This is a genomic window from Bacteroidota bacterium (genome assembly GCA_016195025.1).
Lineage (GTDB): Bacteria > Bacteroidota > Bacteroidia > Palsa-948 > Palsa-948 > Palsa-948.
Map to the genome: position 1 here is coordinate 30,919 of JACQAL010000036.1, position 25,180 is coordinate 56,098.

Here is a 25,180-nt window from a genome sequence, read left to right on the forward strand (position 1 = left end):
AAATTTAGAGGGCAAAAGTAGGATAAAATTCCATAGCGGTTTTCCTTGCTTCCGAATCTGAATTAACAAAATCACTGTATGAAGGCTTGGCAATAAACGGAACCTTTGAAATTGTTTTTTCAATCACTTCGGGGATTTTTGTAAAGGCAATTTTTTCTTCGAGAAATAATTTAACTGCAACTTCATTTGCTGCGTTCAGAATGCACGGAGCGTTGCCACCTTTCTTCATTGCTTCGAATGCAAGTGGAAGACAGCGAAAAGTTTTTGTATCGGGTTTTTCGAAAGATAAATTTGGATAATCAATAAAATTAAAACGCTCGAATGTTGAAGGCAAACGATTCGGATAACTCAGCGCGTATTGAATCGGCAATTTCATATCCGGCAAACCCATTTGGGCTTTCATTGAGCCGTCTTCAAATTGCACTATGGAATGAATAATACTTTGCGGATGAATGATGACTTCAATTTGTTCGGGCTTGAGATGAAACAACCATTTCGCTTCAATCACTTCGAGTCCTTTGTTCATCAGCGTGGCGGAATCAATCGTGATCTTCGCACCCATTTCCCAGTTGGGATGTTTGAGTGCCTGCGCTTTTGTAACCGAAGAAAGAAACGCAGCATCTTTTCCTCGGAACGGACCGCCAGAAGCAGTGAGATAAATTTTTTCAATTTTGTTTTCCCATTCTCCCGCCATGCACTGAAAAATTGCAGAGTGCTCCGAATCCACAGGATAAATATTTACTCCGTTTTCTTTTGCGAGCGCGGTGACCAACTCTCCCGCGACAACCAGCGTTTCTTTATTTGCCAGCGCAATATTTTTTTTCGCTTTGATGGCGGAAATAACAGAAGCAAGTCCCGCATAGCCGACAATTCCTGCAAGCACAACATCTATCGAATCCATTTGCACCACTTGCTCAATGGATTTATTTCCTGCGTAAACTTTTATCTGATGAGATGCAAGAGCAGATTTTATTTTTTCATATTTGCTTTCATCAGCTATCACCACGCAGTTGGGTTTGAACTCTATTGCCTGCTGAATTAACAGATCAGCATTGCCGTTTGCCGTGAGAACTTCCACCACAAAACTTTCGGGATGTGATTTTATCACTTCCAGCGCCTGAGTTCCTATTGAACCTGTGCTGCCGAGGATGGCTATGTGTTTTTTCTTTTGCTTCATTCGTAGATTCGTATAGATTCGTTTTTCGTAGATTAAAAAACCATATACTCCTGCGGGTCAATCGGAGTGCCGTTATACCAGAGTTCAAAATGCAAATGCGGTCCGCTGGTTTGCTCGCCAGAGTTTCCAATCACCGCAATGGCTTCGCCTGCTTTCACAAACTGCCCCGCTTTTTTCATCAGCACCGAGCAATGCTTGTATGCCGACACCAGATTATTTGAATGTTGTATCTGAATGGTATAACCCGTTTCAGAAGTCCATCCCGAAAATAAAACTGTTCCGTCAAGCGCGGCTTTGATGGGTTCATTTTCTTTCGCGGCAATATCCACTCCGTAATGTTCTTCCGCAGAGTTGAACGAAGCGGTTACCATTCCTTTCACAGGAGTGAAAAAGAAAAAGCTGCTGATTCCTTTTCCGTTTTTATTTTCTGAAAACGCCAGCGAATATTTATCCTGCGATTCCACTTCCGAACGGAATGCGACTTCTTCTTTGGTGGGTTTGATGTCTGCATTTTTCGGAACAGGATTTTTTTCTGTTTTATTTTTTTGAACCGCTGTGTCTCCTGAAACATTTCCGTTCAGAATATTTTTCAGGTTGTCCATTGCCTGCGTGCGCAGGTTCAATTCATATTGCAGCGAATCAAGTTTCAGCGAAAGATTGATGAGTTCCTGCCTCGTATTCACTTCCAAGCCGTAGCCGGGAATGTATTCGCGCAGCGGAGTGAATGCAACTAAACTTACGGTGAGCGTTATCATCACAATCGAAATCAATCCCACAAGCACAAAAATATTTAATGGGGTAAGCTTGAGAGAAAATTGCTCCTCGAAAGAATCATCGTTCATCACCACCAGCCGGTAGCGATTGCGGATTTTCGCCCAGAAACCCTGTTTTTTCTTTTCTTCCATATAATAAGGTAGCAAAGATAGAAAAACTCACCCCGTCCTTCCGGACACCCCTCTCTTTGCGAAAGAGAGGGGAAGGGGTAAGTTCCAAAAAATAAATTTGGTGGTTTCAAAAAGGTTTGTACATTTGCCTACTAAATTGGTCGAGTTTCAAATGAAGACAAAAATTACTTTCCAGACAATTATGACAATGTGTTGCTGCTGCTATATGCGGACGAGGAAGGGTTTTGTTTTTAAGCGATAAAAAAATAAAACGTAACAGGCAAAAGCCCTTCCGAATAAAACCGCGAAGGGCTTTTTTGTTGCCCGGAATCCGAACAAGAATCATAAAAAAGAAAAAATAAAATATGCAAAGTTTCAGAACAGAGTTAGAAAATCCAATCGTAGAAAAAGACATTCTCGATTTGGAAAAAAAGATTTCTCTTTTCCGCGAAGGGAAAATTGATTCCGAAAAATTCCGTTCGCTTCGCCTTGCGCGCGGAGTTTACGGGCAGCGCCAGCAGGGAGTGCAGATGATTAGGATAAAAATTCCGTTTGGAAAACTTTCGGTAAATCAATTGCTCGCCATCGCGGATATTTCGGATGAATATTCAACAGGCAATCTTCACCTCACCACGCGTCAGGATGTGCAGATACATTATGTGTCGCTCGACAAAACTCCTGAACTCTGGGCAAAACTCGAGGCGAGCGACATCACGCTCCGCGAAGCGTGCGGAAACACAGTACGCAACATCACCGCGTCTGACATCGCGGGCATTGACCCGAAAGAACCTTTTGATGTTACGCCTTACGCGAACGCACTCTTCAAATTCTTTTTGAGAAATCCTATTCAGGAATCTCTCGGAAGAAAATTCAAGATTGCTTTTTCTTCGAGCGATGACGACACCGCTTATACTTTCATTCACGATTTAGGATTTATTCCTAAGGTGAAAATTGAAAATGGAAAAATTGTTCGCGGTTTCAAAGTGGTGATTGGAGGAGGACTTGGTGCTCAACCATTCCTCGCACACACGGCTTATGAATTCCTGCCGGAAGAAAAAATTATTCCATTCGCGGAAGCAGCAGTCCGCGTGTTTGACCGCTATGGAGAAAGAACCAACCGCCACAAAGCGCGTTTGAAATATCTCATAGCGAAAATAGGGCTGGGAGAATTTTTGAGATTGGTGGAAGAAGAAACGCTCTCTTTGAAATCTGTTTCGTCAGAAGTTAAATTTGAATCTGAGATTCCGGATTTATCTCATCTGCAAAATACATTTACAACTTTAAAAATTTCTGACGACAGAAAATATCAGGAATGGTTAGACACAAACACATTTGAACAAAAACAGCAGGGATATTTTGCGGTAGGAATAAATGTTCCGTTGGGAAATATAAAAACGAATAACGTTAGGAAGTTCGCAGAGATTGTAAAAAAATATTCTGCGGATGACATTCGTATTACTATCTCGCAAAACTTTTTGTTGCGCTTTGTTCCGAAACAGGCACTTCCCGCATTGTATAAAGAACTTGACGCAATCGGTTTGACTTTGCCCGGCTTTGGAAGCATTGCCGATATAACGGCTTGCCCGGGAACAGATACCTGCAATTTGGGAATTTCAAATTCCACAGGCATTGCGCTCGAACTTGAAAAAGTTATCCGCAATGAATTTTCGGAATTAGTTTACGAAAAGAATATTAAAATAAAAATCAGCGGGTGCATGAATTCCTGCGGACAGCATTCGCTCGCGCACATCGGTTTTCACGGAAGCACTTTCAAGGCAGGCGCGCACGTTGTTCCCGCGTTGCAATTGCTTCTCGGTGGCGGTGCAACAGGAAATGGCGAAGGAAGAATCTCAGATAAGATTGTAAAAATTCCTTCCAAGCGCGGTCCCGCTGTTCTGAGAGCGATTCTTCGTGATTATGAAAAAAATTCTTTGCAGGAAGAAACCTTCAACGAATATTTTGACGCGCAGGGAAGAGAATATTTTGAAAATCTTTTGAAAGAGTTTACGGATTTATCTGCGCTCACCAATGATGAATATAAAGATTGGGGATATGATGAAGCGTTCAAACCTGCAATCGGAGTTGGAGAATGCGCTGGAGTGCAGATTGATTTGGTGGCAACATTATTTTTTGAAGCAGAAGAAAAACTGGATTCTGCATTCACTTCTTTCGCTGAAAAACTTTTTGCCGATTCAATTTATCATTCATACAGCACATTTATTCATTCTGCAAAAGCAATATTGCTCACAAAACAAATTCAAACCAATTCTCAGTACAGTGTGCTGAATGAGTTTGAAAAACATTTTATACAGACAGGAGAAGATAAATTTCAGAATGGATTCAAAACTTTAGTTCTCCAAATTAACCAGACAGAACCTGAAAAAGAATTCGCTGAGTTTTATTTCACGCAGGCAAAATCATTTTTGAAATGGGTGAAAGAATACCGCGAAGAACAAATTAAAAAGGAAAGTTTAATCACAGCATAGAATGAAAAAGTTTCTGATAAAATATAAGTACGAATACTGTTGTTGCTGTCGAATGTGTCGAATGTGAAGTAACTAAAACCGGAAACAAAACACCTGAAACTAAAAACTAATAACTATAAACTAAAAATTATGTCAAACAAAAAAATACAACCCAAACTAACTCTCGCAGGCGCAGGTCCCGGAGATCCGGATTTAATCACTGCGAAAGCAATCAACGCACTCGGAAAAGCCGACATTGTTTTGTACGATGCGCTTGTAAATCCCGTTCTTCTTAAATATGCTTCACCGAATGTGAAAAAGATTTTCGTAGGAAAAAGAAACGGGCAGCATTCACTCAAGCAGGAGCAAATCAATAATCTCATAGTGGATTTAGCATTTACTTACGGACACATTGTTCGTTTAAAAGGAGGCGACCCATTTGTTTTCGGGCGCGGCTACGAAGAAATTGAATATGCAGAATCATTCAACATAGAAACAGAAGTGATTCCCGGAATTTCTTCTTCAGTAGGCGTTCCTGCACGCGCTGGAATTCCTGTCACGCACCGTGGAGCCAGCGAAAGTTTCTGGGTGATTACCGGAACTACGCGCACAGGAGAACTTTCAAAAGATATTGCGCTCGCTTCACAGAGCACAGCAACAGTTGTCATCCTGATGGGCGTTCATAAACTTCACGAGATTGTGGAAGTTTATAAATCATCCGGAAAAGAAAATCTTCCGATAGCGCTGATTCAGAACGGAACTTTGCCCGAAGAAAAAATTGCAGTGGGAACAATTTCTACCATAGAGAAAATCGTGAAAGAAAAACAAATCGGTTCGCCTGCAGTGATTGTTGCCGGAGAAGTTGTGAAACTTCATCCTGAATTTGTAGCGGAAGAAGTTTTGGAAAAATATCTGTTAAATTAATTTTCGTAAAGCAAAAACAAAAATGGAAACCATAGAAGAAAAAATTACAATTGAAAAACAGGAAACCAACATCAATAAATTGTTTCCTATTTTTTTAAAGCTGGAGAAACTGAAAGTTCTCATTGTAGGCGGAGGAAATGTTGCGCTGGAAAAACTGAATGCAGTTCTTGCAAACAGTCCCGAAACGAATATAACTATTGTTGCGCCCGAAATCATAAATGAGATTTTCAAAATCTCCTATGAAAATGAGAATGTGAAAATAAAACAGCGCGTGTTTTTTCCCGGTGATTTGTTCAATGCAGATATTGTGATTGCCGCCACTGGCGACCACGACACGAACAAAATCATAAAGGACGAAGCGAAGAAGCGCGAAATGCTTGTGAACGTTGCCGATACTCCGGAGCTTTGCGACTTTTATCTTGGAAGCATTGTGAACAAAGGCGATTTGAAAATTGCCGTTTCTACAAATGGAAAATCTCCCACGCTTGCCAAGCGCGTCAAGGAAGTTTTGAATGATGCTATTCCGAATGAAACACAAAATGTTTTGGACAATCTCGAAGTGATTAGAAAAAAGTTGAACGGAAATTTTTCAGAGAAAGTAAAAAAGTTAAATGAAATTACTTCGGTATTAGCAGTGGAAAATAATATTCATTCACTTCAGCCACACTTGCTGGTTGAAGAGGAAGAAAAACCAAAATACAAGCAGGCGAAATATTGGGTTATTTATTCCTTCTCCGCAATTGCATTGATGATTGTCGGGCATCTTTTATTTTCGTATTTGCCGCTGAATGCAATCGGAGGTTATATAGGTGAAGTTGCCGGTAAAATTGACAGCACACTTTTAATTTTTGTTGTCGGAGGATTTTTGGCGCAAATGGTAGATGGCGCGCTTGGAATGGCGTACGGAGTTACGGCAACAACTTTTCTTTTATCATTCGGAATTTCTCCGGCTGCTGCGAGTGCAAGCGTGCACGCTTCGGAAATTTTTACGACCGGTGCTTCCGGAATTTCTCATCTGCGTTTTAAAAATGTGAACACAAAATTGTTTCGCAATCTTTTAATCCCGGGAATTCTCGGAGCAATTCTCGGAGCATACATTTTATCTTCTCTGGAAAATTATGCGGTGTATATCAAACCTTTCGTTTCAGTTTATACATTGATTCTCGGAGTGGTGATTATCCGAAAAGCGATTCGGAAAATCCAGACGAAGAAAAAAATAAAACGAGTCGGACGCCTTGCTTTCATCGGAGCATTTCTCGATTCCATTGGCGGTGGCGGATGGGGACCGATTGTTTCTTCCACACTTATTGCGCGCGGAAGAAGCTGGCGCTACACCATCGGTTCGGTAAACCTTGCAGAATTTTTTGTAACACTTGCAAGTTCGATTACATTTTTCACCGTAATAGGAATTCATCACTGGTATGTAATTATCGGTTTAATCATTGGCGGAATGATTGCCGCGCCTTTTGCCGCTTATCTCACTTCAAAAATTCCGGTTCGCGCAGGATTAATTACAGTAGGAGTTGTGGTGATTGTTGTAAGTTTGAGGATTCTTTTTAAAACATTCTTTTAGTGAGCGCTGAAAAAATAAATAGAATTGAAAAACTTGTTTCTGGAAAATCTCCGGAAGAATCTCTTGCTTTGCTTTCAAAAGAATTTTCCGGGACAATAATTTTCTCCACCAGTTTTGGTTTGGAAGACCAGGCAATCACGCATATTATTTTTTCACAAAATGTTCCGATAAAAGTTTTCACTCTTGAAACAGGAAGATTGTTTCCCGAAACATATTCTGTTTGGAACAACACCAGAAAAAAATATGGGAAGAACATAGAATCTTTTTCTCCGAATGAAACCGCAGTGCAGAAATTAGTTTCAGAAAAAGGCCCGAACAGTTTTTATGAATCAGTTGAAAACAGATTAGAATGTTGTTTCATACGCAAAGTAGAACCGCTGCAGCGCGCGTTGATGGGAAATGAAATCTGGATTACGGGAATCCGAAAAAAACAATCGCAGCACAGAAATATTCTTTCTTCGGTGGAATGGGATGAGAAAAACAATATTGTAAAGTTTCATCCTTTGTTTGACTGGAGTTTTGATGAAGTAAAAAGTTTTATAAAGAAAAATAATATTCCCTATAATTCTTTGCACGACAAAGGATTTCCCAGTATCGGATGTCAGCCCTGCACGCGAGCAGTAAAAAACGGAGAAGATGCCCGAGCGGGAAGATGGTGGTGGGAAGACACAACTAAAAAAGAATGCGGATTACATACACATTGAATTATGAAATATCATTTAGATTATCTTGACCAACTCGAATCCGAATCTATTCACATTTTTCGTGAAGTGGTGGGGCAATTTGAACGCCCTGCGCTTTTATTTTCCGGAGGAAAAGATTCCATCACATTAGTTCATCTTGCACTGAAAGCATTCCGTCCGGGAAAATTTCCCTTTCCTTTAGTTCACATTGATACCGAACATAATTTTCCGGAAGCAATTCAGTTCAGAGACGAGTTGGTAAAAAAAATAGGAGAGAAATTAATTGTGCGAAGTGTTGGAGATACGATTAAACAAAAAGGATTGGTTGAACAAAGAGGAAGATTCTACAGCCGAAACGCTTTGCAAACCTATACGTTGCTTGACACGATTGAAGAATTCCGTTTTGATGCTTGTATTGGTGGAGCACGCAGAGATGAAGAAAAAGCGCGAGCGAAAGAAAGAGTTTTTTCTGTGCGTGATGAATTCGGGCAGTGGGATCCGAAAAAACAAAGACCGGAGTTGTGGAGCATTTACAACGGAAGAATCCGTCAGGGAGAAAATGTGCGCGTGTTTCCGATTTCCAACTGGACAGAACTGGACGTTTGGAATTACATCAAGCGTGAGAAAATTGATTTGCCTTCCATTTATTTTTCTCACAAAAGAAAATGCATTGTTCGCCCCGGTGGCTTGCTGGCACTGACTGATTTTGTTTACACCGATGCGGACGATAGAATTGAAGAAAGAAAAGTTCGCTTCCGTACTGTTGGTGATGCAACATGTACCGCTGCGGTAGAATCAGAAGCAAATTCACTGGATGATATCATCCGTGAAATAGAAGAAACAAAAATCTCCGAACGCGGTGCAACGCGTTTGGATGACCAAACTTCCGATGCTTCGATGGAAGACAGGAAAAAGGGTGGTTATTTCTAAGAAAACATTATAAAAAATTTGTAGGCGAGAGAGGATTTGAACCTCCACGGGTTTCCCCACTGGTTTCTAAGACCAGCACGTCTGCCAGTTCCGCCACTCGCCCGCGTTACTGCAAAATGTTTTGGCAAAAATAATATAAATCATTCGGCATGGGAAACTTCATCCGCCCGGATGTTTTCTCAAATGTTCATCGGCAGAAAATGGTCCGGAGCCGTACACGAGAAAAACAAGCAGCAGTGCCACAACAAGAATAGAAAACCAGAACTGTGAATAAAAATCAAACATTCCGCTTTCTTTCCCGTTGAGAATTACCGCGCCAATCAGAATGGGAATCTGAAAAACAATTGCCCAGCGAGTAATTAATCCGAGCGCGATTAAAATTCCAGCACCCATCGCAATTCGCTCTATGTTAACTTTAGTTTCCATATTGATTTTTCGTTTAAGGTACGGAAGCGAAGCAATTACTAAAAATTAAATTCGATGCCTTGCAAATAATTACTCATGCGCTGTTTCCATCATAAGAATTATGCAAGAAATTTCAGGCGCTGCATCAGCCCTTTTAATTTTGAACGGCTCACAGGAATAAGTTTCGGACCAAGCACCAAGCAATTATCTTCTATCTCCGAAATTTTATCAAGCCGGATGATGTAAGAATTATGTGCGCGGAAAAATTTTTTTTCAGAGAGGGCTTTTTCCATTCCCTTCATAGTGGAATGGATGGTGTATTTATTGACTGATCTGTGAATGGTTACATAATCTGCCAGCGCTTCCACAAACAAAATATCACGCGTATCAATTTTCACAAGGCGGGAATTCACCTTAATAAATAAATGTTCCTCATCGTGCGAAGAAATTCCTGTCTGCATTTCGTGCATTCGTTTGGCTTTTGTAATGGAGCGGAAAAAACGTTCGTTCGAAATTGGTTTCACTATAAAATCGGTTACTTCAAAATCAAATGCGTCCACTGCAAAATCTTTATTCGAGGAAATTAAAATCACCTGTGGGCGCTCTTCTTTCAACGCGTTCATCAGTTCCAGTCCGTTTGTTTCGGGCATCATCACATCGAGAATCATTAAATCCACTTGTTCGCCCATTAATGCAGTAATTGCTTCTGCAGGAGAAGAACAGGACTGGGCCAGATTCAAAAAAGAAACTTGCGCAATTTTATTTTCCAAATCGAGCCGGGCAGTAGCATCATCGTCTACAATTATGCAGTTCATATAGGAGGAATCGAAAAATGTATGCCAACTATCGAAAGAAAATTAAAAAATTATTTTCCGTTCTATCTTTGAATAGAATGTTCTTTGAAGTATAGTAGCCGGCAGAAAAAGGAAAAAAACAAAAGGTTGTTCTACCGCTAAAACAGTAATCCAACTTAGGTTTTTGAGTTTTTCTCCGGCGATATATATACAATGGCTGAAGAAGTTAGTATGAGAATTATTTTTCTTGAGCCGATAATGAGAAAGGGCGGCTTTCGCAGAATTTTTTCCTGACGGAAAAGGCATTGCAGTAAAAAAATCTACTCTGCGAAAGCGCTCGGACTCATTAAATATGATAGAAACTATTTTCTCATCCTGCATCAACGGATGATGATATCATCGTTTCGAGACAAAGTTGAAGTCAGATAAGAGGTTGGATGAGAAAAAACGCAGGCAGAGAGGACGAGAGCAATTTACCGATTTATCGGCATTTTGCTACTTCCTCTCAGAATGCTTGCGTGATGTAAATTATAAGCCGCAGAACTGCAAAACGGGTAGGAAAATATTTTTAGAAAAAAAAATTTTGATTCCTGTACTTGCGAATGAAAAAGATTCTGCGGTTTATTTTTGTGGTCTCACCCGGATTCGAACCGGGATTTTGAGCTCCGGAGACCCATGTACTATCCATTATACTATAAGACCAAAAAATAGAATTACAAAAGCGAAGAAAATGTGCCCGGAAAAGGAATCGAACCTTCACGGTATTGCTACCATTGGTGTTTGAGACCAACGCGTCTACCAGTTCCGCCATCCGGGCAGGGATGCAAATGTAAAATTGATTGTCAAATCTAAATCCGTTTCAGATAAAAATTTTCCTGCGTGCGCATTTCTTTTTTCTCTTTTGCCTTTTTGTCTTTGTAGCCGCAGAGGTGTAGAATTCCGTGAATCATTACGCGATTTAATTCGTTCTGAAATGATGCGCCAAACTTTTTTGCATTTTCTTGCACGCGCGGAATGCTGATGAAAATTTCTGCCGTTAATTTTGGGGATGGATATTGAAAAGTGATAATATCCGTAAGCGTATTATGCTTAAGAAATTTTTTATTCAGCGAAAGAAGAAATTTATCATCGCAGAAAATAAAATTAATTTCTCCGGCTTTTCTTTTTTCTTTACCAATAACAGAGATAAGAAATTTTTTCACAGCATTTTCTTTCTTCAATGAAAAAGAAATATTCTGTGAAAAAAAATGAACAGCCATTCAGCAGTTCTTAGAAGAGTTTGTGAGTTTCTAAAAACTTTGTTGTGTAATTTCCTTTTCGGAAATCCTCGTTCTCCATTAGTTTGATGTGAAAAGCAATTGTAGTTTTCACGCCTTCAATTACAAATTCTCCGAGCGCGCGGTGCATTTTTGAAATGGCTTCTTCGCGTGTTTGCGCAACGGTAATCAGTTTTGCAACCATTGAATCGTAATAAGGCGGAATCACGTAGCCGGCATAAATGTGAGTGTCCACGCGAATGCCATGCCCGCCCGGTACATGCAGCGTGGTGATTTTTCCCGGTGAAGGACGGAAATCATTTTGCGGATCTTCGGCATTAATGCGGCACTCGATGGAATGCAGTTGCGGAAAATAATTTTTCCCTGAAATAGGAACTCCGGCTGCAATCTGAATTTGCTCGCGGATTAAATCGTAGTCAATCACTTCTTCCGTGATCGGATGCTCGACTTGAATCCGTGTGTTCATCTCCATGAAATAAAAATTGCGGTGCTTGTCAACCAGAAATTCTATTGTGCCCACACCTTCGTATTTAATTGCGTTGGCAAGTTTCACAGCGGCTTCGCCCATAGCGTTGCGCAGTTCCGGAGTCATAAACGGGGAAGGTGTTTCTTCAGCAAGTTTCTGATGCCGTCTTTGAATCGAGCAATCCCGTTCGGAAAGATGACATGCTTTTCCATATTGGTCGCCCGCAATCTGAATTTCTATATGGCGCGGCTCCTCAATAAATTTTTCCATGTACATGCCGTCATTTCCAAAAGAGGCGAGCGCTTCTTTGCGCGCAGATTCCCAGGCGTGCTCGATTTCTTTTTCTTCGTGAACAATGCGCATTCCTTTTCCTCCGCCACCCGCAGTTGCTTTCATCAAAACGGGATAGCCGATTTTTTTTGCAGTGGCTTTTGCATCTTCCAAACTTTCGAGCAAACCATCCGAGCCGGGAACGCAGGGAACTCCGGCTTTTTTCGCAGTGGCTTTTGCCGATGCTTTGTCGCCCATTGCATCAATCATTTCCGGTGTGGGACCGATGAATTTTATTTCGTGCTCGGCACAAATCTGGGCGAACTTGGAACGCTCAGATAAAAATCCATAGCCGGGATGAATGGCATCTGCATTGGTGATTTCAGCTGCAGCAATAATATTTGGAATGTTCAGATAAGAATCTTTGCTTGCTGGCGGACCTATGCAAACCGCTTCATCGGCAAAACGAACGTGTAAAGAATCTTTATCGGCAGTGGAATAAACGGCAACCGTTTTTATTCCCATTTCCTTGCAGGAACGAATGATTCGCAGGGCAATTTCCCCGCGATTGGCTATAAGTATTTTTTTAAACACAAATTTGGTTTAAGGTTATTGGTTTATTAGTTTTAGTTGATTGGTTTTTAGTTTTTGTTAACCAGAACCGGCAACTAAAAACCAAAATCAATAACTAAGAAACAAAGAACTAAAATCAGTTTTTAATAGAAACGTCCACTACAAATTTATTCTTGAGCAATCTTCTTCCGATTAAAACGGGGTAGCGCATAGCCCCCCGGTCGGTGAGCGAAATTATTGATTTTATTGTTCTGCCCGCAATGCGAATTTTTGTTTTGATTACAAATCTTTTTTCCGCTTCCCCGAAGGAATTTTTTATTTTTTTCTGCGAGAAATTTTCGAAGCAATGTTCTTTTTCATTGAAGACAGGATGCGTGGGGTCGAGCACCTTGAAACATAATTTTTTTTCTTTCACGCGGATGGCATGGCAATGCAAGGTGTTTGAGTAGGCGCCTGTATCTATCTTGGCAAAAATTCCGGTAACACCGAGCTCCGGAAAATCCACCATTTCCCTTCTGCCGATGATTTGTTTGGGTTTTATTTTTTTTTGCATGCTAAACTTTTACGCCCATCACGAGTATATCATCAATCTGCTCCAGGTTTCCTTTCCATTCTTCAATGGTTTCATCCAGAATTATTTTTTGTTGCTCCATCGGTTTATGGTGGATAGAAAGAATTAATTCTTTCAACCGGCTGCGTTTGAATTTTTTTCCTTGCTTTCCTCCAAACTGGTCGCCATAGCCGTCCGAATAAAGATAAATCGTATCACCTTTCTGAATTTCCAGTTCGTGGTTGGTGAAATTTTTTCTCGAGATGAATTGCCCGATGGGCTGCTTGTCTCCGCGGATTTCTTTCAACTCGCCATTCCGAATCAAAAGCATCGGATGATTTGCCCCGCTGAATTCCAGTTTCATATTTTTCCGGTCAAGACCGCAGAGAGAAATATCCATTCCGTCTTTTATATCCTGCGTTTCTCCTCCGCGGCTCAACACATCAGTTACGCCCTCATTTAACTTGTCGAGAATTTCTGAAGGAGTACGCAGTTGAAACATTATTATTGCGCGCTGAATATTTCCATGCGCCACCAAACTTACAAATGCTCCGGGAACTCCGTGCCCGGTGCAATCAATGGCGGCAAAAAACAATTTACTTTCTTTTTTATTTGCCCAGTAAAAATCTCCGCTCACAATATCTTTCTGCTTGAAGAGAACAAAATAATCTTCCATGTGCTCGTCCATATATTTTTTTGCAGGAAGCAGCGCATCCTGAATCCGTTTTGCATAACGGATGCTGCTGGTAATGTCTTTATTTTTTTCTTCAATGATTTTTTTCTGCTCCACCACTTCGTGTGTGCGCTGTTCCACTTTTTCTTCAAGAATTTTATTTTGCCGCTGCAGCGCTTTCACGCGGAGTTTCATCGAAACATAAAAAAATGCTGCAAGAAAAATTGCGCAAAGCAGATAAAACCACACTGTTTTCCAGAAGGGCGGCTTAATGACGAAGTGATACGAAACCGGTTCGCTCCACATTCCTTCCGCGTTGGAAGCAGAAACTTGGAAAGTATATTCTCCGTTCGGCAGATTCGGATACGAAGCCATTCTGTTTTCAGTGGGAAGCGACCACTCTTTATTGTGCCCATCGAGTTTATAGCGGTAGCGCACTTTTTCGGGCGCGCGCAAAAAAGTTCCCATGAATTCAAACACAAACTGGTTTTGCTTGTAACTGAATTCCGGAGAAGCATTCATCGGGTAAAGTTGAAGCATCACCTGCAATCCCGTGAGTTGAGTTTTTGGCGCGAGATAATCGAGTGAGTCGAAGGAAGAACGAAACCTTATAATTCCGTTGTCGGTTCCCATCCACACAATTCCGTTTTTATCGCGGAAGAAAACATTTTGATTGGGAGAAAAATCATTTCCCGCTTCGCTGAAATTATATTGGCGTGCTTGCTTTGGATTTTTTCCGTCAAGCACATCTATGCCGTTGTCGTGCGCAATCACCACATCGTTTCCCGCCCCGAGGGAAAGAATATCGGGCGACAAATCGCGGATTCCATTTTCAGTTCCGTAGTTCGTGAATGTTCTCCCGTTGTAAGAATAAATTCCTCCTTCCTGCGTGGCAAACCAAATAAGCCCGCTTTCGTCTTCGATGATGGAATAAACAATATCGCTTTTTAATCCTCCTGCTTTTGTGTTGAAGGAAGAAAAAAATTTCCCATCGTAGCGCGTAATGCCTCCGCCATCGGTGCCAAACCATAAAATATTTCTGCTGTCGCGGAAAGCGTAATACGCATAAATACTTCCGATGCCGTCTTCCTCCGAAAAATTTTTGACAGCGGATTTTCCCCTGTAATTTTCTTCCGTGAAAGAAATTTTTGAAACGCCTCCGCCTAAAGTCGCAAGCCAGATGTTTCCGTCTTTATCATCGCAGATGGACATGATGTTGTTGCTCGCCAGCCCTTGCGCTTCTGAAAAAATTGTTGTGCTGCCTGTTTCAGGGTTCAGAAGATAAGCGCCATGCCCGTAAGTTCCAACCCACACGTTTCCGTTTTTCCCTTCGAAGAGAGAAACGATTCTGAAGTCAGATTTTTTATCGCTGAAAAATAATTTGCTCTTGGGAATTCCCGATTCATCAAAATGAAAAGTGAACAACCCTTTTGGCGTGCTTATCCAGTAATTTCCTTTTGAATCGTTCATCAGCGCGCGAATGGAATCGGAAGGCAGCCCATCTTTCATAGTAAAAACTTCGAAGCGGCTGCGGCAATATTGCGTCAAACCTTTTTCGGTTCCAATCCAGATATTTTTTTCTGTGTCTTCAAAAAGCACTTGAACTTTCTGATTGGAATGCGCATTGTGCCCTGAAACAGGAAATCGGAAATAGTAGTTGTCACGAACGGTGAATGCAATCAAACCGCCTTCGGCTTCCGCACCAATCCACACCGCGCCTGAATAATCTACGAGCATGGAATAAATGGGGCCGAATTTCCACCCGCCTTTTATTCCGGGACGAATAATTTTTTTCTCTGCCAAATCATAATTGCAGAAACCCGAATCGCGCATGGCAATCCAGATTTTTCCCTTCCGGTCTTTTAAAATTATCGGAACAATATTATCGGGAAGCCCGCTTTTTGTGGTGAGATAATTTTTTTTGCCGCCTTCCAGAATAGTAATTCCCCCATCAGTGCCGAGCCAGATGCTTCCTTCTTTTGCTTCGCAGATGGAATACACAAAATCATCGCTCAATCCGTTTTTAGAATTATAATGAGAAATATTTTTCCCATCGAAAAGATATGTGCCCGAACCATATGTTCCAATCCAGACATTTTTTTTGCTGTCGGCAACAATGCAGGAAATTTTTTCTTTATCGGCAGAATCTTTCTGTGTGAAAGAAGAAAACTTTTCATTCCGGAGGAGAGAAATTTTTCCATCGGCATAACCAATCCAAAGTATGCTGTCTGAATTTTCGAGAAGTGCAGTTACTGAATTGGATGAAAGCCCGTCCTTCCTCTGAAAAAGCTTATAGGAAATTCCGTTGTAGCGAATCAATCCGAGTTCGGTTCCAACCCATAAATTTCCGCTATGGTCTTGCGCGATTGCCTGGATTTTAATTTCTTTTTTTCCGGAAATAAGTTGATGAATGCGGATGGATTGCTGGGCGGAGAGATGCTGAAACAAGTTCAGCAGGCCTGAAAGAAAAAAAATGAACGCTGCGAAACGGAGAGTTCTGTTTATGCACCTCATTTAGAAAATATAAAATAAAAAATCAGGTTGACTTGAGAGCAATTTTCACAGTAACATTTACCACTTTGGCTATTGCGAGCGAATTCATTTTTGAAACTTTTATTCCATGGTCTTCAAGTGGAATGGAAAAACCGGAATCAACGGAAATCTGTCCTTCCTTCACCGTAATTTTTGCATCAATGATTCTTTCTTTTTCAACTCCGTGAAGCAGCAGCATTCCTTTTCCGCGAACGGTATAAGTTCCGGGAACTGCGAGGTTCACATCTTCAATTATTTTTCCTTTGAAAGAGGTTTCGGGATATTTGGGCGACTCTACAAATTTTTCGTTGAAATGTTTTTTCTGCTGGGCATTTATAAATCCCTGGAAAGAAGAAAGCGGAATCGAAAAAGAAAAAGTGCGCTTGCTCACGTCCACAGTTCCTTTCACATCAGTAGAAGCGCCTTTGATAGTTTCAAAATTTGCAGAAGAAACAAACGAAACGTTCGCAGTTTGAATGGCGAGCTCATCCGAACTATGCGGGCAGAAGGAAGTGCAGGCAAGGGCAATAAATATGGGTAAGAAAACTTTTTTCATTAGAAATTCCCGCTATGAAATCGGTTGGCTAAAGTAAAAAAAATACTGATAAGAATATAGCCAAATTCATTTCTTATAATAGGGTTTATGGAATTTTGATTTACCTTGCATCCATTCATTGTTCTTTGTTCAATGTTTATTGTCCAATGCTTAATAAAAACAAAAAAATGAAAAAAATTTTTCTCATCGCGGTTTTATTTTCTTCCCTTATTGTAACTGCTCTTGGATTTTATTTTAATCCTGCATCTCCTTTTCCAAAACCAAAAGGGGTTTCACTTTTAATTTTTCCCAAAGGAAGCACCTATGAAAAGGAATGGAAGAAAGTGGATTCACTCACAAATAAAGGGCTGACAAAATCCGCGCTGGATGTAGTGGAAGGAATTTATGCAAAAGCAAAAACCGACAACAACGCTCCGCAGATTGTGAAGGCAATCATTCACCGCATAAAATTAGAATCTTATATGGAAGAATATTCTGTGCAGAAATCGATTAACAAGCTGAATGAAGAAATAAAAGATTCCAAATATCCGCTCACGCCTGTTTTGCATTCCGTGCTGGCGGAAATGTACTGGCATTATTACCAGCAGAACCGCTGGAAATTTCAGAACAGAACGCAGACAGTGAATTTTAAAATGGACGACATCAATACCTGGGATTTGAAAACCATTGTTGATCAGACTATGAAACATTATCAATCATCGCTCAAAGATGTTGACTCGCTCAAGCGCACGCCTTTGAATATTTATGACGATGTAATTATCAATGATGAAGTGAAAAATACGGATAAGCCCGCTACGACAAGAAAACTTCGCCCATCACTTTTTGATTTTCTCGCGCACCGCGCAGTTGATTTCTATATAAATGAAGAACCGGATATTATCAAGCCCGCTTTCAAGTTTGAACTTAATAGCGAAAGTTATTTCTGGAGTTACAATGATTTTGCAAAACTGAAAATCGAGAACAAAGATTCTCTCTCGCTGAAATTTTATGGAATAAAATTATTGCAGGACTTAATTGCGTTTCACAGTAATGATGCGAATCCCGAAGCGCTGATTGATGTTGACTTAAAGAGATTGAAGTTTGTCAGAAGCAAGTCCATCATCGAGATAAAAGACAGTTTGTATTTGCAGGCGTTGGAAAATCTTGAAAAGAAATTTTTATCGAATCAATCTTCAACAGAAATCTCCTATGAAATTGCGCAGGAGCATAACAATCGCGGAGCAAAATATAATCCGCTCATAGGTGATGATAACAAGTGGGAAAAGAAAATCGCTTTGCAGATTTGCGAAGACGCGATAAAAAGATTTCCGGAATCATTCGGAGCAAACAACTGCAAATATTTAGAGTCGCTCATCAAAACAAAATCTGTTACGTTTAATGTGGAAGAAGGAAATCTTCCCGGCAAACCGTTCCGCGCAAGAGTTCAGTATAATAATCTAAGCAAAATTTATTTGCGAGTCATAAAAGAAAGCGCAGACAGATTTTCTAAAGATGTAGAAAATCTTTATGGCGAAAAACTCATAGACAAATTTTTAAAACAAGAAACGGTGAAAGAATGGAGTTTGGATTTGCTTTCTGATGGCGACTATCAATCTCATTCCTCGGAAATAAAAATTGATTCGCTTCCGCTGGGGCATTATGTATTGCTCATCGGCTCTGATAAAAGTTTTACTTACAACAAAAACGGAATTGCGTATGGAAATCTTTTCGTTACAAATCTCAGTTATGTTCAGCGCAGAACAGAAAATGGCGGTTATGACTTCACGGTTTTTCATAGGGAAAACGGAAATCCGCTGAAAGGAGTGAACGCGCAGCTCTGGTACAACAAATATAATTACACGCTTCGCAGGTATGAATACCGCAAAGGAGATTCTTATTTAACGGATGAAAATGGGTTCTTTCATATTCCTGCTTCAAAGAATGATTCGTATGAAAATGATTTTGTGGAGTTCACTAATGGAAACGATAAATTGTATTCCGATAACGGAATTTATCTCTACCGCTATTATCCGCAGGAGAAAAAATTTTATCCTCATACCTATATGTTCACGGACCGAGCGATTTATCGTCCGGGACAAACAATTTATTTCAAGGGAATCATGATTGAGAGCGATGGAGAAACCAATCGCATCCTTGCGAACAGAACGGAAAATGTAATTCTTTACGATGTGAACTACCAAGAAGTAGCAAAAGTTTTACTCACGACAAATGAATACGGAAGTTTCAACGGAACATTTGTGCTTCCGCAAAATTTACTCAATGGACAAATGCATCTGGGAAATGCGTACGGCTACGCGTATGTTTCCGTGGAAGATTACAAGCGCCCCAAGTTTGAAGTGACCGCGCCTCCGATAAAAGGAGTTTACAAACTGAACGGAAATGTGGAAGTGAAAGGCAAAGCAGAATCGTATGCAGGTGCAAATATTTCAGGAGCAGAAGTGAAATACCGTGTTGTCCGCAATGCAACGTTTCCTTATTACTGGTACTGGTGGAGAGGATATTATCCTTCGTCTCCGCAAATGGAAATCACAAATGGAATCACCACAACGAATGATACGGGAGGATTTGTCATCAACTTCAAAGCAATTCCTGATTTGAGTATTTCGAAAAATTATTCTCCGCTATATACGTACACAATTTATTCCGATGTCACTGACATCACCGGAGAAACACACAGTAATGTAAATTCTGTTTCGGTTGGATACAACGCGATGAAGATGGATGTGAACATTGGCGGAAATGTTTCAAAAGACTCTGTGCCGAAGTTCAATATCAATACAACAAATCTTAATGGAGAATATGAGCAAGCAAAAGTAAAAGTGCAGATATGGAAACAGGTTGAACCGAATCGCCTGTTCAGAAAAAGATTATGGGAACAAGCCGACAAACACCTGATGACTAAAGACGAATACTATGCGAATTTCCCGAATGATGAATATGCTGACGAAAGCAATTCTTACAAATGGGAAAAAGGCGCGCAGGTTTTCTCTTCTGAAATCGAAACCATAAAAGACAAGGATGAACTTTCACTCAGCACGATTGCAAACTGGCAAGCGGGTTCTTATGTAATGGAAGCCACCACAAAAGATAAATTCGGAGAAGAAGTGAAGGATGTGAAATACTTTACAGTGTATTCTTCAAACGGAAATATAGTTCCTGTAAATGATTATGACTGGTACTCCGCGTTGAAATCAGACGGAGAGCCCGGCACCAAAGCAACTTTCCTTATCGGGACAAAATCTTCCGACACAAAAGTTTTATTCGAGATAGAACACAAGAATGAAATTGTGAAAAAAGAATGGCTTACATTGAACAATGAGCAAAAGAAAATTGAAATTCCCATAGAGGAAAAACATAGAGGGAATTTTGCATGTCATTTAATTTTTGTGAAGAATGGTCGCGCATATTCGCATGACCAAACCATCACTGTTCCATATACAAATAAAGAACTGGATTTGCAGTACGAAACTTTCCGCGATAAATTAATTCCCGGACAAAAAGAAGAATGGAAATTAAAAATCAAAAGCAAGAAAGGCGATAAGATTGCTTCCGAACTTCTCATGGCAATGTACGATGCTTCGCTCGATGCTTTCCGCGCGAACAGCTGGGCGTTCAACATTTACAATACCTATTACGCGCAGCGCAGCTGGGAAATTTATCCAGTCGCAAAAAATAATACTTCGCAAATTTTTTCCAAGGACTGGAATATTTATCCTGCGCTTCTCTATAAATATTACGACCGGCTGAATTGGTTTGGCTATTACAATTATGGTTACGGAAACTACAGGTATTATTATAAAGGAGGAGGTAGAAAAGATTATGATGGAGATTATGAAATGGATGAAGGTGTGGCCGGTGCGGCAGAAAAAATGCCCGCTGCAAAAGCAGATTCACAAACTGAGACAACTGTAAATGCCTATGGATTTCTTGGCGGAGTAAAAAAGGAAGCATCTAAAAATAAAGATAAAGCCGGTGAAGAAGTTGATTATTCAGTTCCTCTTATTGATGCCGATGCAAACACGGGCGGAACCGTTACAAGAGAACAATCAGGAAAATCTCACGAATCACTCGCAAATATTTCAGCAAGAAAAAATCTGGCGGAGACTGCATTCTTCTTCCCAACGCTGATGACGGATGAGAACGGAAACGTAATTATCAAGTTCACCGTTCCCGAAGCGCTCACGAAATGGAAAGTGATGGGGCTCGCGCACACAAAAGATTTAAAATACGGGCAGATTGAAAAAGAAGTGGTGACGCAAAAAGAACTGATGGTGACTCCGCACGCTCCGCGTTTCTTCCGCGAGAATGATAAAATAACTTTTACCGCGAAAGTGGATAATCTTTCTTCTGCCGATATGAACGGAACCGCGCAACTTTTTTTGTACGATGCAATCACGATGAAGCCGCTGAATATTTTTGTTGTCTCAGCAACTGATAATGTGAAAGGAGAAGCGACTTCTGTTACTTCCTTCACTGCGAAGAAAGGACAAAGCGCTCCGCTTGAATGGAATCTTTCAATTCCTGAAGGCGTTGGCGCAATCACTTATAAAGTGGTTGCGAAAGCAGGAAACTTTACCGATGGAGAAGAGAATGCAGTTCCTGTTTTGACAAACAGGATGCTGGTAACAGAATCTCTTCCGCTCCCGATTAGAAGCAAGCAAACAAAAACTTTTAAGTTCGAAAAATTTATTTCCCAGAACAATGGTTCAAGCACGTTGCGAAATCATAAACTCACTTTGGAATTTTCCGCAAATCCTGCATGGTACGCGATGCAGTCGCTTCCTTATATAATGGAGTATCCGTATGAATGCGCGGAGCAAACTTTTTCAAGATTCTATGCAAACTCGATTGCTTCGCACATTGCCAACTCTTCCCCGAAAATAAAATCTGTGTTTGATAGTTGGAAATCTTCTTCGCCCGATGCATTCTTATCCAACTTGCAAAAAAATCAGGAGTTAAAATCTTTGATGCTCGAAGAAACTCCGTGGGTGCTCGATGCGAAAGATGAAAGCGAAAGGAAGAAAAGAGTCGGATTGCTTTTCGATTTAAATAAAATGTCGAACGAACTTGAATCTGCGCTGAACAAATTGCAGAAGATGCAGGCGAGCAATGGCGGCTGGCCATGGTTCGAAGGAATGCCCGATGACCGTTACATCACGCAGCATATCGTAACTGGAATGGGACATCTCGATCACCTCGGAGTAAAAAATATTCGCGAAGATTCTAAATCGTGGAATATGGTGAAGAATGCGGTGAGATATCTGGATGACAGAATCCGCGAGGATTACGAATGGATTTTGAAACACGATAAAGAAAATATTGACAAAGACCATTTGAGTTACGAGCAGATTCAATATTTATATGCGAGAAGTTATTTCAAAGATATTTCTATCGCGAATCATAATCAGAAAGCATTTGATTATTATAAAGGACAAGCGCAAAAATATTGGCTCGGCAAAGGAAGATACATGAACGGAATGATCGCACTCGGGCTTTTCCGCTATGGAGATAAAAAAAATCCTGCGGATATTATGAAATCGCTGAAAGAAAATTCTCTCAGCAGCGAAGAAATGGGAATGTACTGGAAAGAAAACTACGAAGGATTTTACTGGTACGAAGCGCCTATTGAATCACAAGCGTTATTGATAGAAGCATTTGATGAAGTGGCGGGAGATAAAAAAGCAGTGGATGATTTAAAAGTTTGGCTGTTGAAATCAAAGCAAACGCAGAACTGGGAATCCACGAAAGCAACTACGGAAGCAGTTTACGCTTTGTTGTTGAGAGGAACCGACTGGCTCGCTACAGAATCCAATGTGGAAATTTCCCTCGGTGATATGAAGATCGATCCTAAAAATATGCCAGACGTAAAAGTAGAAGCAGGCACCGGCTATTTCAAAACATCGTGGAGCGGAAGCGACATAAAACCGCAGATGGGAAATATAACTGTGAGTAAAAAAGACGAAGGCGTTTCCTGGGGCGCAGTGTACTGGCAATATTTTGAACAACTGGATAAAATCACTCCGCATAAAACTCCGCTTCAACTCGTGAAAAAACTTTTCATAGAAAAAAATACTGCGTCAGGTCCCGTGATTGAGCCTGTAACTGAAAACACAAAACTTAAACCCGGAGATAAATTAAAAGTGAGAATTGAATTGCGTGTTGACCGAGACATGCAATATGTTCACATGAAAGATATGCGCGCTTCGGGATTCGAACCGACAAATGTTTTTTCGCAGTATAAATATCAGGATGGGCTTGGTTATTACGAAAGCACGCGCGATGCATCCACAAATTTTTTCTTCTCGCACCTGAACAAAGGAACTTATGTGTTTGAATATCCTTTAGTGGTTTCTCACAGCGGTGATTTTTCAAACGGCATTACAACCATACAGTGCATGTATGCTCCGGAATTTACCAGCCACAGTGAAGGAATACGAGTGAAAGTGGGGAAGTAAAAAAGTGATTTCATTTTTTCGCGCCAAAAAATAGTTTACAGGAAATTTTCCCAACATCTATCTTTTTCCTACTATTGTCTGCGCAAATTCATTATGCCAAGGATTTACTTATTTCTGTTTTATTTTCTCTCTGAGTTATTTTGCTTTTCTCAAAATCAGAGCAGCGAAAAAGCAAAGTGGTTTATGTTCCGCAAATCTGATTCTGCCTTTTATTTTTCCGGGAAGGCAATGAAAGAAGCAAAAGATTCTTCCGATTTTTACTATGGAAAATTTTTATTCGGACAATGTATTTTCTGGCAAGGGCATATTGACAGCAGCATTTCATATTACAATGCTGCAGAAAAATTTTTCATCCGAACAAAAGATTCTCTGCGCCTGATGGAAGTATGTGCTGAAACCGGAAATGCGCTGAAGGTTAATTCACAATATGACAAATCGTATGATTGCCTGATGAAAGCGCTGAATATTGCACAGTCGGTTAATTCCCTGCGCTGGCAGACAATGCTCAATATTTATTTGGCAGAACATGCGCGCGCCATCGGCAACAAAGCAAATGCGCTGGTGTTTATTGACCGCGCATTTAATCTTGATAATATTAATCCGCTGAAAGATGATGACCTTGCCGAACTTTATCATCGCAAAGCCGCCATTGAACATGAGTTCGGCAATGCGGAAAATGCCGAAGCATATTCGCTGAAGAGTTTAAAAATTTCCGAAGCGCTCGGCAACCTTCATCAGCAGGCTACTTCTTATAATGAACTGGGATTTTACTATGGAAACCATCGTCCACAAGATGTTGTACAATATGAAAAGCCCTTGCAATATTATTACAAAGCGGAAAGTATTTGGGGAAAATTAAACTTCAAAAGATATTATACATGGGTTTGGAGAAACATTGCGCGCGAACTTTGGAGCAACCACCGCTATGAAGAATCCACGCGCCTGCTGAAAAAAACGCTTTCTATTTCTGAAGAAAATCATTGGGATGAAGTTTCTTCGGATGTTTCTCAACAGTTAGCGGCAAATTTTGAATCACAGAAAAAGACCGACAGCGCTTTATACTATTATAAAAAACACAACGACTATTTTGCTTCCACGCAGGAAAAAATCAGAAGCAAAGGATTTGAAGACATTGTCATAAAATATGCCACTCAGCAAAAAGAAGAAATGCTCCGGAAGCAAGAGCGCGAAACTTCACTGGCAAAAATGGAAGCGGAAAAAACAGCGAGCCAGCGGAATTTTATTCTGCTGCTGCTTTTTATTCTTATCCTACTCTTTGTGGTAATTGCCTATTTAACATTATCGCTGCAAAAGAAAAATATTTTGCTCGGAGAAGGAAACAGGAAAATTGAATCTATCAACAAGCAATTGAAATCGGAACTGAACCAGAAAAATATTCTTCTTGCCGAACTTCACCACCGCGTAAAAAATAATCTGGCAATTCTTTCCGGGCTCATCAATCTTCAAAAGGAATCCGTGAAGGACGCAGCCGCAAGCGAAATTCTTCAGGACACGCAGAACCGAATCCGCACCATTGCCATTATTCACCAGGGATTGTACAGCATCAATGATTCTGAAAAAATTAATTTTGAAAAATATCTTCAGGAACTTTCTTCTTCCTTAATCAGCGCTTACAAAAAGCAAAAAGAAAAAATTGAATGCACAATAGATTTTCAAAACATTGCGGTTAATATCAATAAAGCCGTGCCGCTTGCGCTCATCATGAATGAACTTTTATCCAATTCGCTTAAGCATGCATTTAAAAATTCTCATGGCGGAAAAATGGGGATTACCGGAAGAATGGAAAATAAATTCCTGCATCTTTTTGTTTATGATAATGGTCCCGGCTTTTCTCCCGATTTCAATAATCTTTCTTCTTCATCACTGGGATTGCATCTGGTAAAAATTCTTTCCGAGCAACTGGATGCAGAATATCATTATCATTCTCAAAAAGGGAAAAGCGAATTTAGTTTTTTAATTCCGCTTTAATGCT

General features: G+C 40.4%; 16 protein-coding genes and 3 tRNA genes. 7 read left to right on the forward strand and 12 right to left on the reverse strand.

Annotation, left to right across the window (positions count from 1 at the left end):
• Window positions 1-4 precede the first annotated feature (4 nt).
• Window positions 5-1,177 carry a 1-deoxy-D-xylulose-5-phosphate reductoisomerase gene (locus HY063_06610; GenBank protein ID MBI3501450.1) on the reverse strand — a complete coding sequence of 391 codons (1,173 nt, stop codon included), beginning with the start codon at window positions 1,175-1,177 and terminating at the stop codon, window positions 5-7.
• Window positions 1,178-1,209: 32 nt separating this feature from the next.
• Complete coding sequence (locus HY063_06615; protein MBI3501451.1) at window positions 1,210-2,082, reverse strand: M23 family metallopeptidase; 873 nt, start codon at window positions 2,080-2,082, stop codon at window positions 1,210-1,212.
• Between the two features lie 344 nt (window positions 2,083-2,426).
• Between HY063_06615 and HY063_06620 the strand changes: the two genes are divergently transcribed.
• The 5 genes from HY063_06620 (at window position 2,427) to cysD (ending at window position 8,636) form a co-directional block, all read left to right on the forward strand.
• Window positions 2,427-4,547 carry a HEPN domain-containing protein gene (locus HY063_06620; protein ID MBI3501452.1) on the forward strand — a complete coding sequence of 707 codons (2,121 nt, stop codon included), beginning with the start codon at window positions 2,427-2,429 and terminating at the stop codon, window positions 4,545-4,547.
• 129 nt (window positions 4,548-4,676) lie between these two features.
• The gene (gene cobA / locus HY063_06625) at window positions 4,677-5,450 is read left to right on the forward strand and encodes a uroporphyrinogen-III C-methyltransferase (GenBank protein ID MBI3501453.1); all 774 of its coding nucleotides are present in this window, start codon (window positions 4,677-4,679) and stop codon (window positions 5,448-5,450) included.
• A gap of 22 nt (window positions 5,451-5,472) precedes the next feature.
• A complete protein-coding gene (locus tag HY063_06630; protein ID MBI3501454.1) occupies window positions 5,473-7,023 on the forward strand; it encodes a TSUP family transporter in 1,551 nt (516 codons plus the stop codon).
• Window positions 7,024-7,037: 14 nt separating this feature from the next.
• The gene (locus HY063_06635) at window positions 7,038-7,727 is read left to right on the forward strand and encodes a phosphoadenylyl-sulfate reductase (protein MBI3501455.1); all 690 of its coding nucleotides are present in this window, start codon (window positions 7,038-7,040) and stop codon (window positions 7,725-7,727) included.
• A gap of 3 nt (window positions 7,728-7,730) precedes the next feature.
• Window positions 7,731-8,636 carry a sulfate adenylyltransferase subunit CysD gene (cysD, locus tag HY063_06640; GenBank protein MBI3501456.1) on the forward strand — a complete coding sequence of 302 codons (906 nt, stop codon included), beginning with the start codon at window positions 7,731-7,733 and terminating at the stop codon, window positions 8,634-8,636.
• A 21-nt stretch (window positions 8,637-8,657) separates the two neighbouring features.
• On the opposite strand, the gene HY063_06645 is transcribed toward cysD, so the two are convergent.
• From HY063_06645 to HY063_06690, 10 genes are all read right to left on the reverse strand, one after another.
• A tRNA-Leu gene (locus tag HY063_06645) sits at window positions 8,658-8,739 on the reverse strand.
• Window positions 8,740-8,795: 56 nt separating this feature from the next.
• Window positions 8,796-9,062, reverse strand: coding sequence for a hypothetical protein (locus tag HY063_06650; protein ID MBI3501457.1), 267 nt, complete (start codon window positions 9,060-9,062; stop codon window positions 8,796-8,798).
• Window positions 9,063-9,160: 98 nt separating this feature from the next.
• Window positions 9,161-9,856, reverse strand: coding sequence for a response regulator transcription factor (locus HY063_06655; GenBank protein ID MBI3501458.1), 696 nt, complete (start codon window positions 9,854-9,856; stop codon window positions 9,161-9,163).
• A 609-nt stretch (window positions 9,857-10,465) separates the two neighbouring features.
• Window positions 10,466-10,537, reverse strand: a tRNA-Arg gene (locus HY063_06660).
• A 31-nt stretch (window positions 10,538-10,568) separates the two neighbouring features.
• A tRNA-Leu gene (locus HY063_06665) sits at window positions 10,569-10,652 on the reverse strand.
• Window positions 10,653-10,683: 31 nt separating this feature from the next.
• Entirely contained in the window at window positions 10,684-11,094 is a 411-nt protein-coding gene (ybeY, locus tag HY063_06670) for an rRNA maturation RNase YbeY (GenBank protein MBI3501459.1), read from the reverse strand.
• A 10-nt stretch (window positions 11,095-11,104) separates the two neighbouring features.
• Window positions 11,105-12,442, reverse strand: coding sequence for an acetyl-CoA carboxylase biotin carboxylase subunit (gene accC / locus HY063_06675; protein ID MBI3501460.1), 1,338 nt, complete (start codon window positions 12,440-12,442; stop codon window positions 11,105-11,107).
• Between the two features lie 115 nt (window positions 12,443-12,557).
• Window positions 12,558-12,974 (reverse strand): ATP-dependent zinc protease, encoded by a 417-nt coding sequence (locus HY063_06680; protein MBI3501461.1) that lies wholly within the window; start codon window positions 12,972-12,974, stop codon window positions 12,558-12,560.
• A gap of 1 nt (window position 12,975) precedes the next feature.
• Complete coding sequence (locus HY063_06685) at window positions 12,976-16,158, reverse strand: SpoIIE family protein phosphatase (GenBank protein ID MBI3501462.1); 3,183 nt, start codon at window positions 16,156-16,158, stop codon at window positions 12,976-12,978.
• Window positions 16,159-16,180: 22 nt separating this feature from the next.
• Window positions 16,181-16,732, reverse strand: coding sequence for a YceI family protein (locus HY063_06690; protein MBI3501463.1), 552 nt, complete (start codon window positions 16,730-16,732; stop codon window positions 16,181-16,183).
• Between the two features lie 167 nt (window positions 16,733-16,899).
• Here HY063_06690 and HY063_06695 point away from each other — a divergent pair, with 167 nt between their 5' ends.
• Together HY063_06695 and HY063_06700 are read left to right on the forward strand one after the other, a co-directional pair.
• Window positions 16,900-23,187: a hypothetical protein gene (locus HY063_06695; protein MBI3501464.1), complete on the forward strand. Its 6,288-nt coding sequence runs from the start codon at window positions 16,900-16,902 to the stop codon at window positions 23,185-23,187.
• 183 nt (window positions 23,188-23,370) lie between these two features.
• The gene (locus tag HY063_06700) at window positions 23,371-25,176 is read left to right on the forward strand and encodes a sensor histidine kinase (protein MBI3501465.1); all 1,806 of its coding nucleotides are present in this window, start codon (window positions 23,371-23,373) and stop codon (window positions 25,174-25,176) included.
• Window positions 25,177-25,180 lie beyond the last annotated feature (4 nt).

Coding starts and splice junctions, on each gene's coding strand:
- ybeY (MBI3501459.1), bottom strand. CDS start 11,094: ATGGCTGTTCATTTTTTTTCACAGAATATTTCTTTTTCATTGAAGAAA.
- HY063_06700 (MBI3501465.1), top strand. CDS start 23,371: ATGTTCCGCAAATCTGATTCTGCCTTTTATTTTTCCGGGAAGGCAATG.
- HY063_06690 (MBI3501463.1), bottom strand. CDS start 16,732: ATGAAAAAAGTTTTCTTACCCATATTTATTGCCCTTGCCTGCACTTCC.
- HY063_06655 (MBI3501458.1), bottom strand. CDS start 9,856: ATGAACTGCATAATTGTAGACGATGATGCTACTGCCCGGCTCGATTTG.
- HY063_06630 (MBI3501454.1), top strand. CDS start 5,473: ATGGAAACCATAGAAGAAAAAATTACAATTGAAAAACAGGAAACCAAC.
- cysD (MBI3501456.1), top strand. CDS start 7,731: ATGAAATATCATTTAGATTATCTTGACCAACTCGAATCCGAATCTATT.
- HY063_06685 (MBI3501462.1), bottom strand. CDS start 16,158: ATGAGGTGCATAAACAGAACTCTCCGTTTCGCAGCGTTCATTTTTTTT.
- HY063_06620 (MBI3501452.1), top strand. CDS start 2,427: ATGCAAAGTTTCAGAACAGAGTTAGAAAATCCAATCGTAGAAAAAGAC.
- HY063_06680 (MBI3501461.1), bottom strand. CDS start 12,974: ATGCAAAAAAAAATAAAACCCAAACAAATCATCGGCAGAAGGGAAATG.
- HY063_06615 (MBI3501451.1), bottom strand. CDS start 2,082: ATGGAAGAAAAGAAAAAACAGGGTTTCTGGGCGAAAATCCGCAATCGC.
- HY063_06650 (MBI3501457.1), bottom strand. CDS start 9,062: ATGGAAACTAAAGTTAACATAGAGCGAATTGCGATGGGTGCTGGAATT.
- HY063_06610 (MBI3501450.1), bottom strand. CDS start 1,177: ATGAAGCAAAAGAAAAAACACATAGCCATCCTCGGCAGCACAGGTTCA.
- cobA (MBI3501453.1), top strand. CDS start 4,677: ATGTCAAACAAAAAAATACAACCCAAACTAACTCTCGCAGGCGCAGGT.
- HY063_06695 (MBI3501464.1), top strand. CDS start 16,900: ATGAAAAAAATTTTTCTCATCGCGGTTTTATTTTCTTCCCTTATTGTA.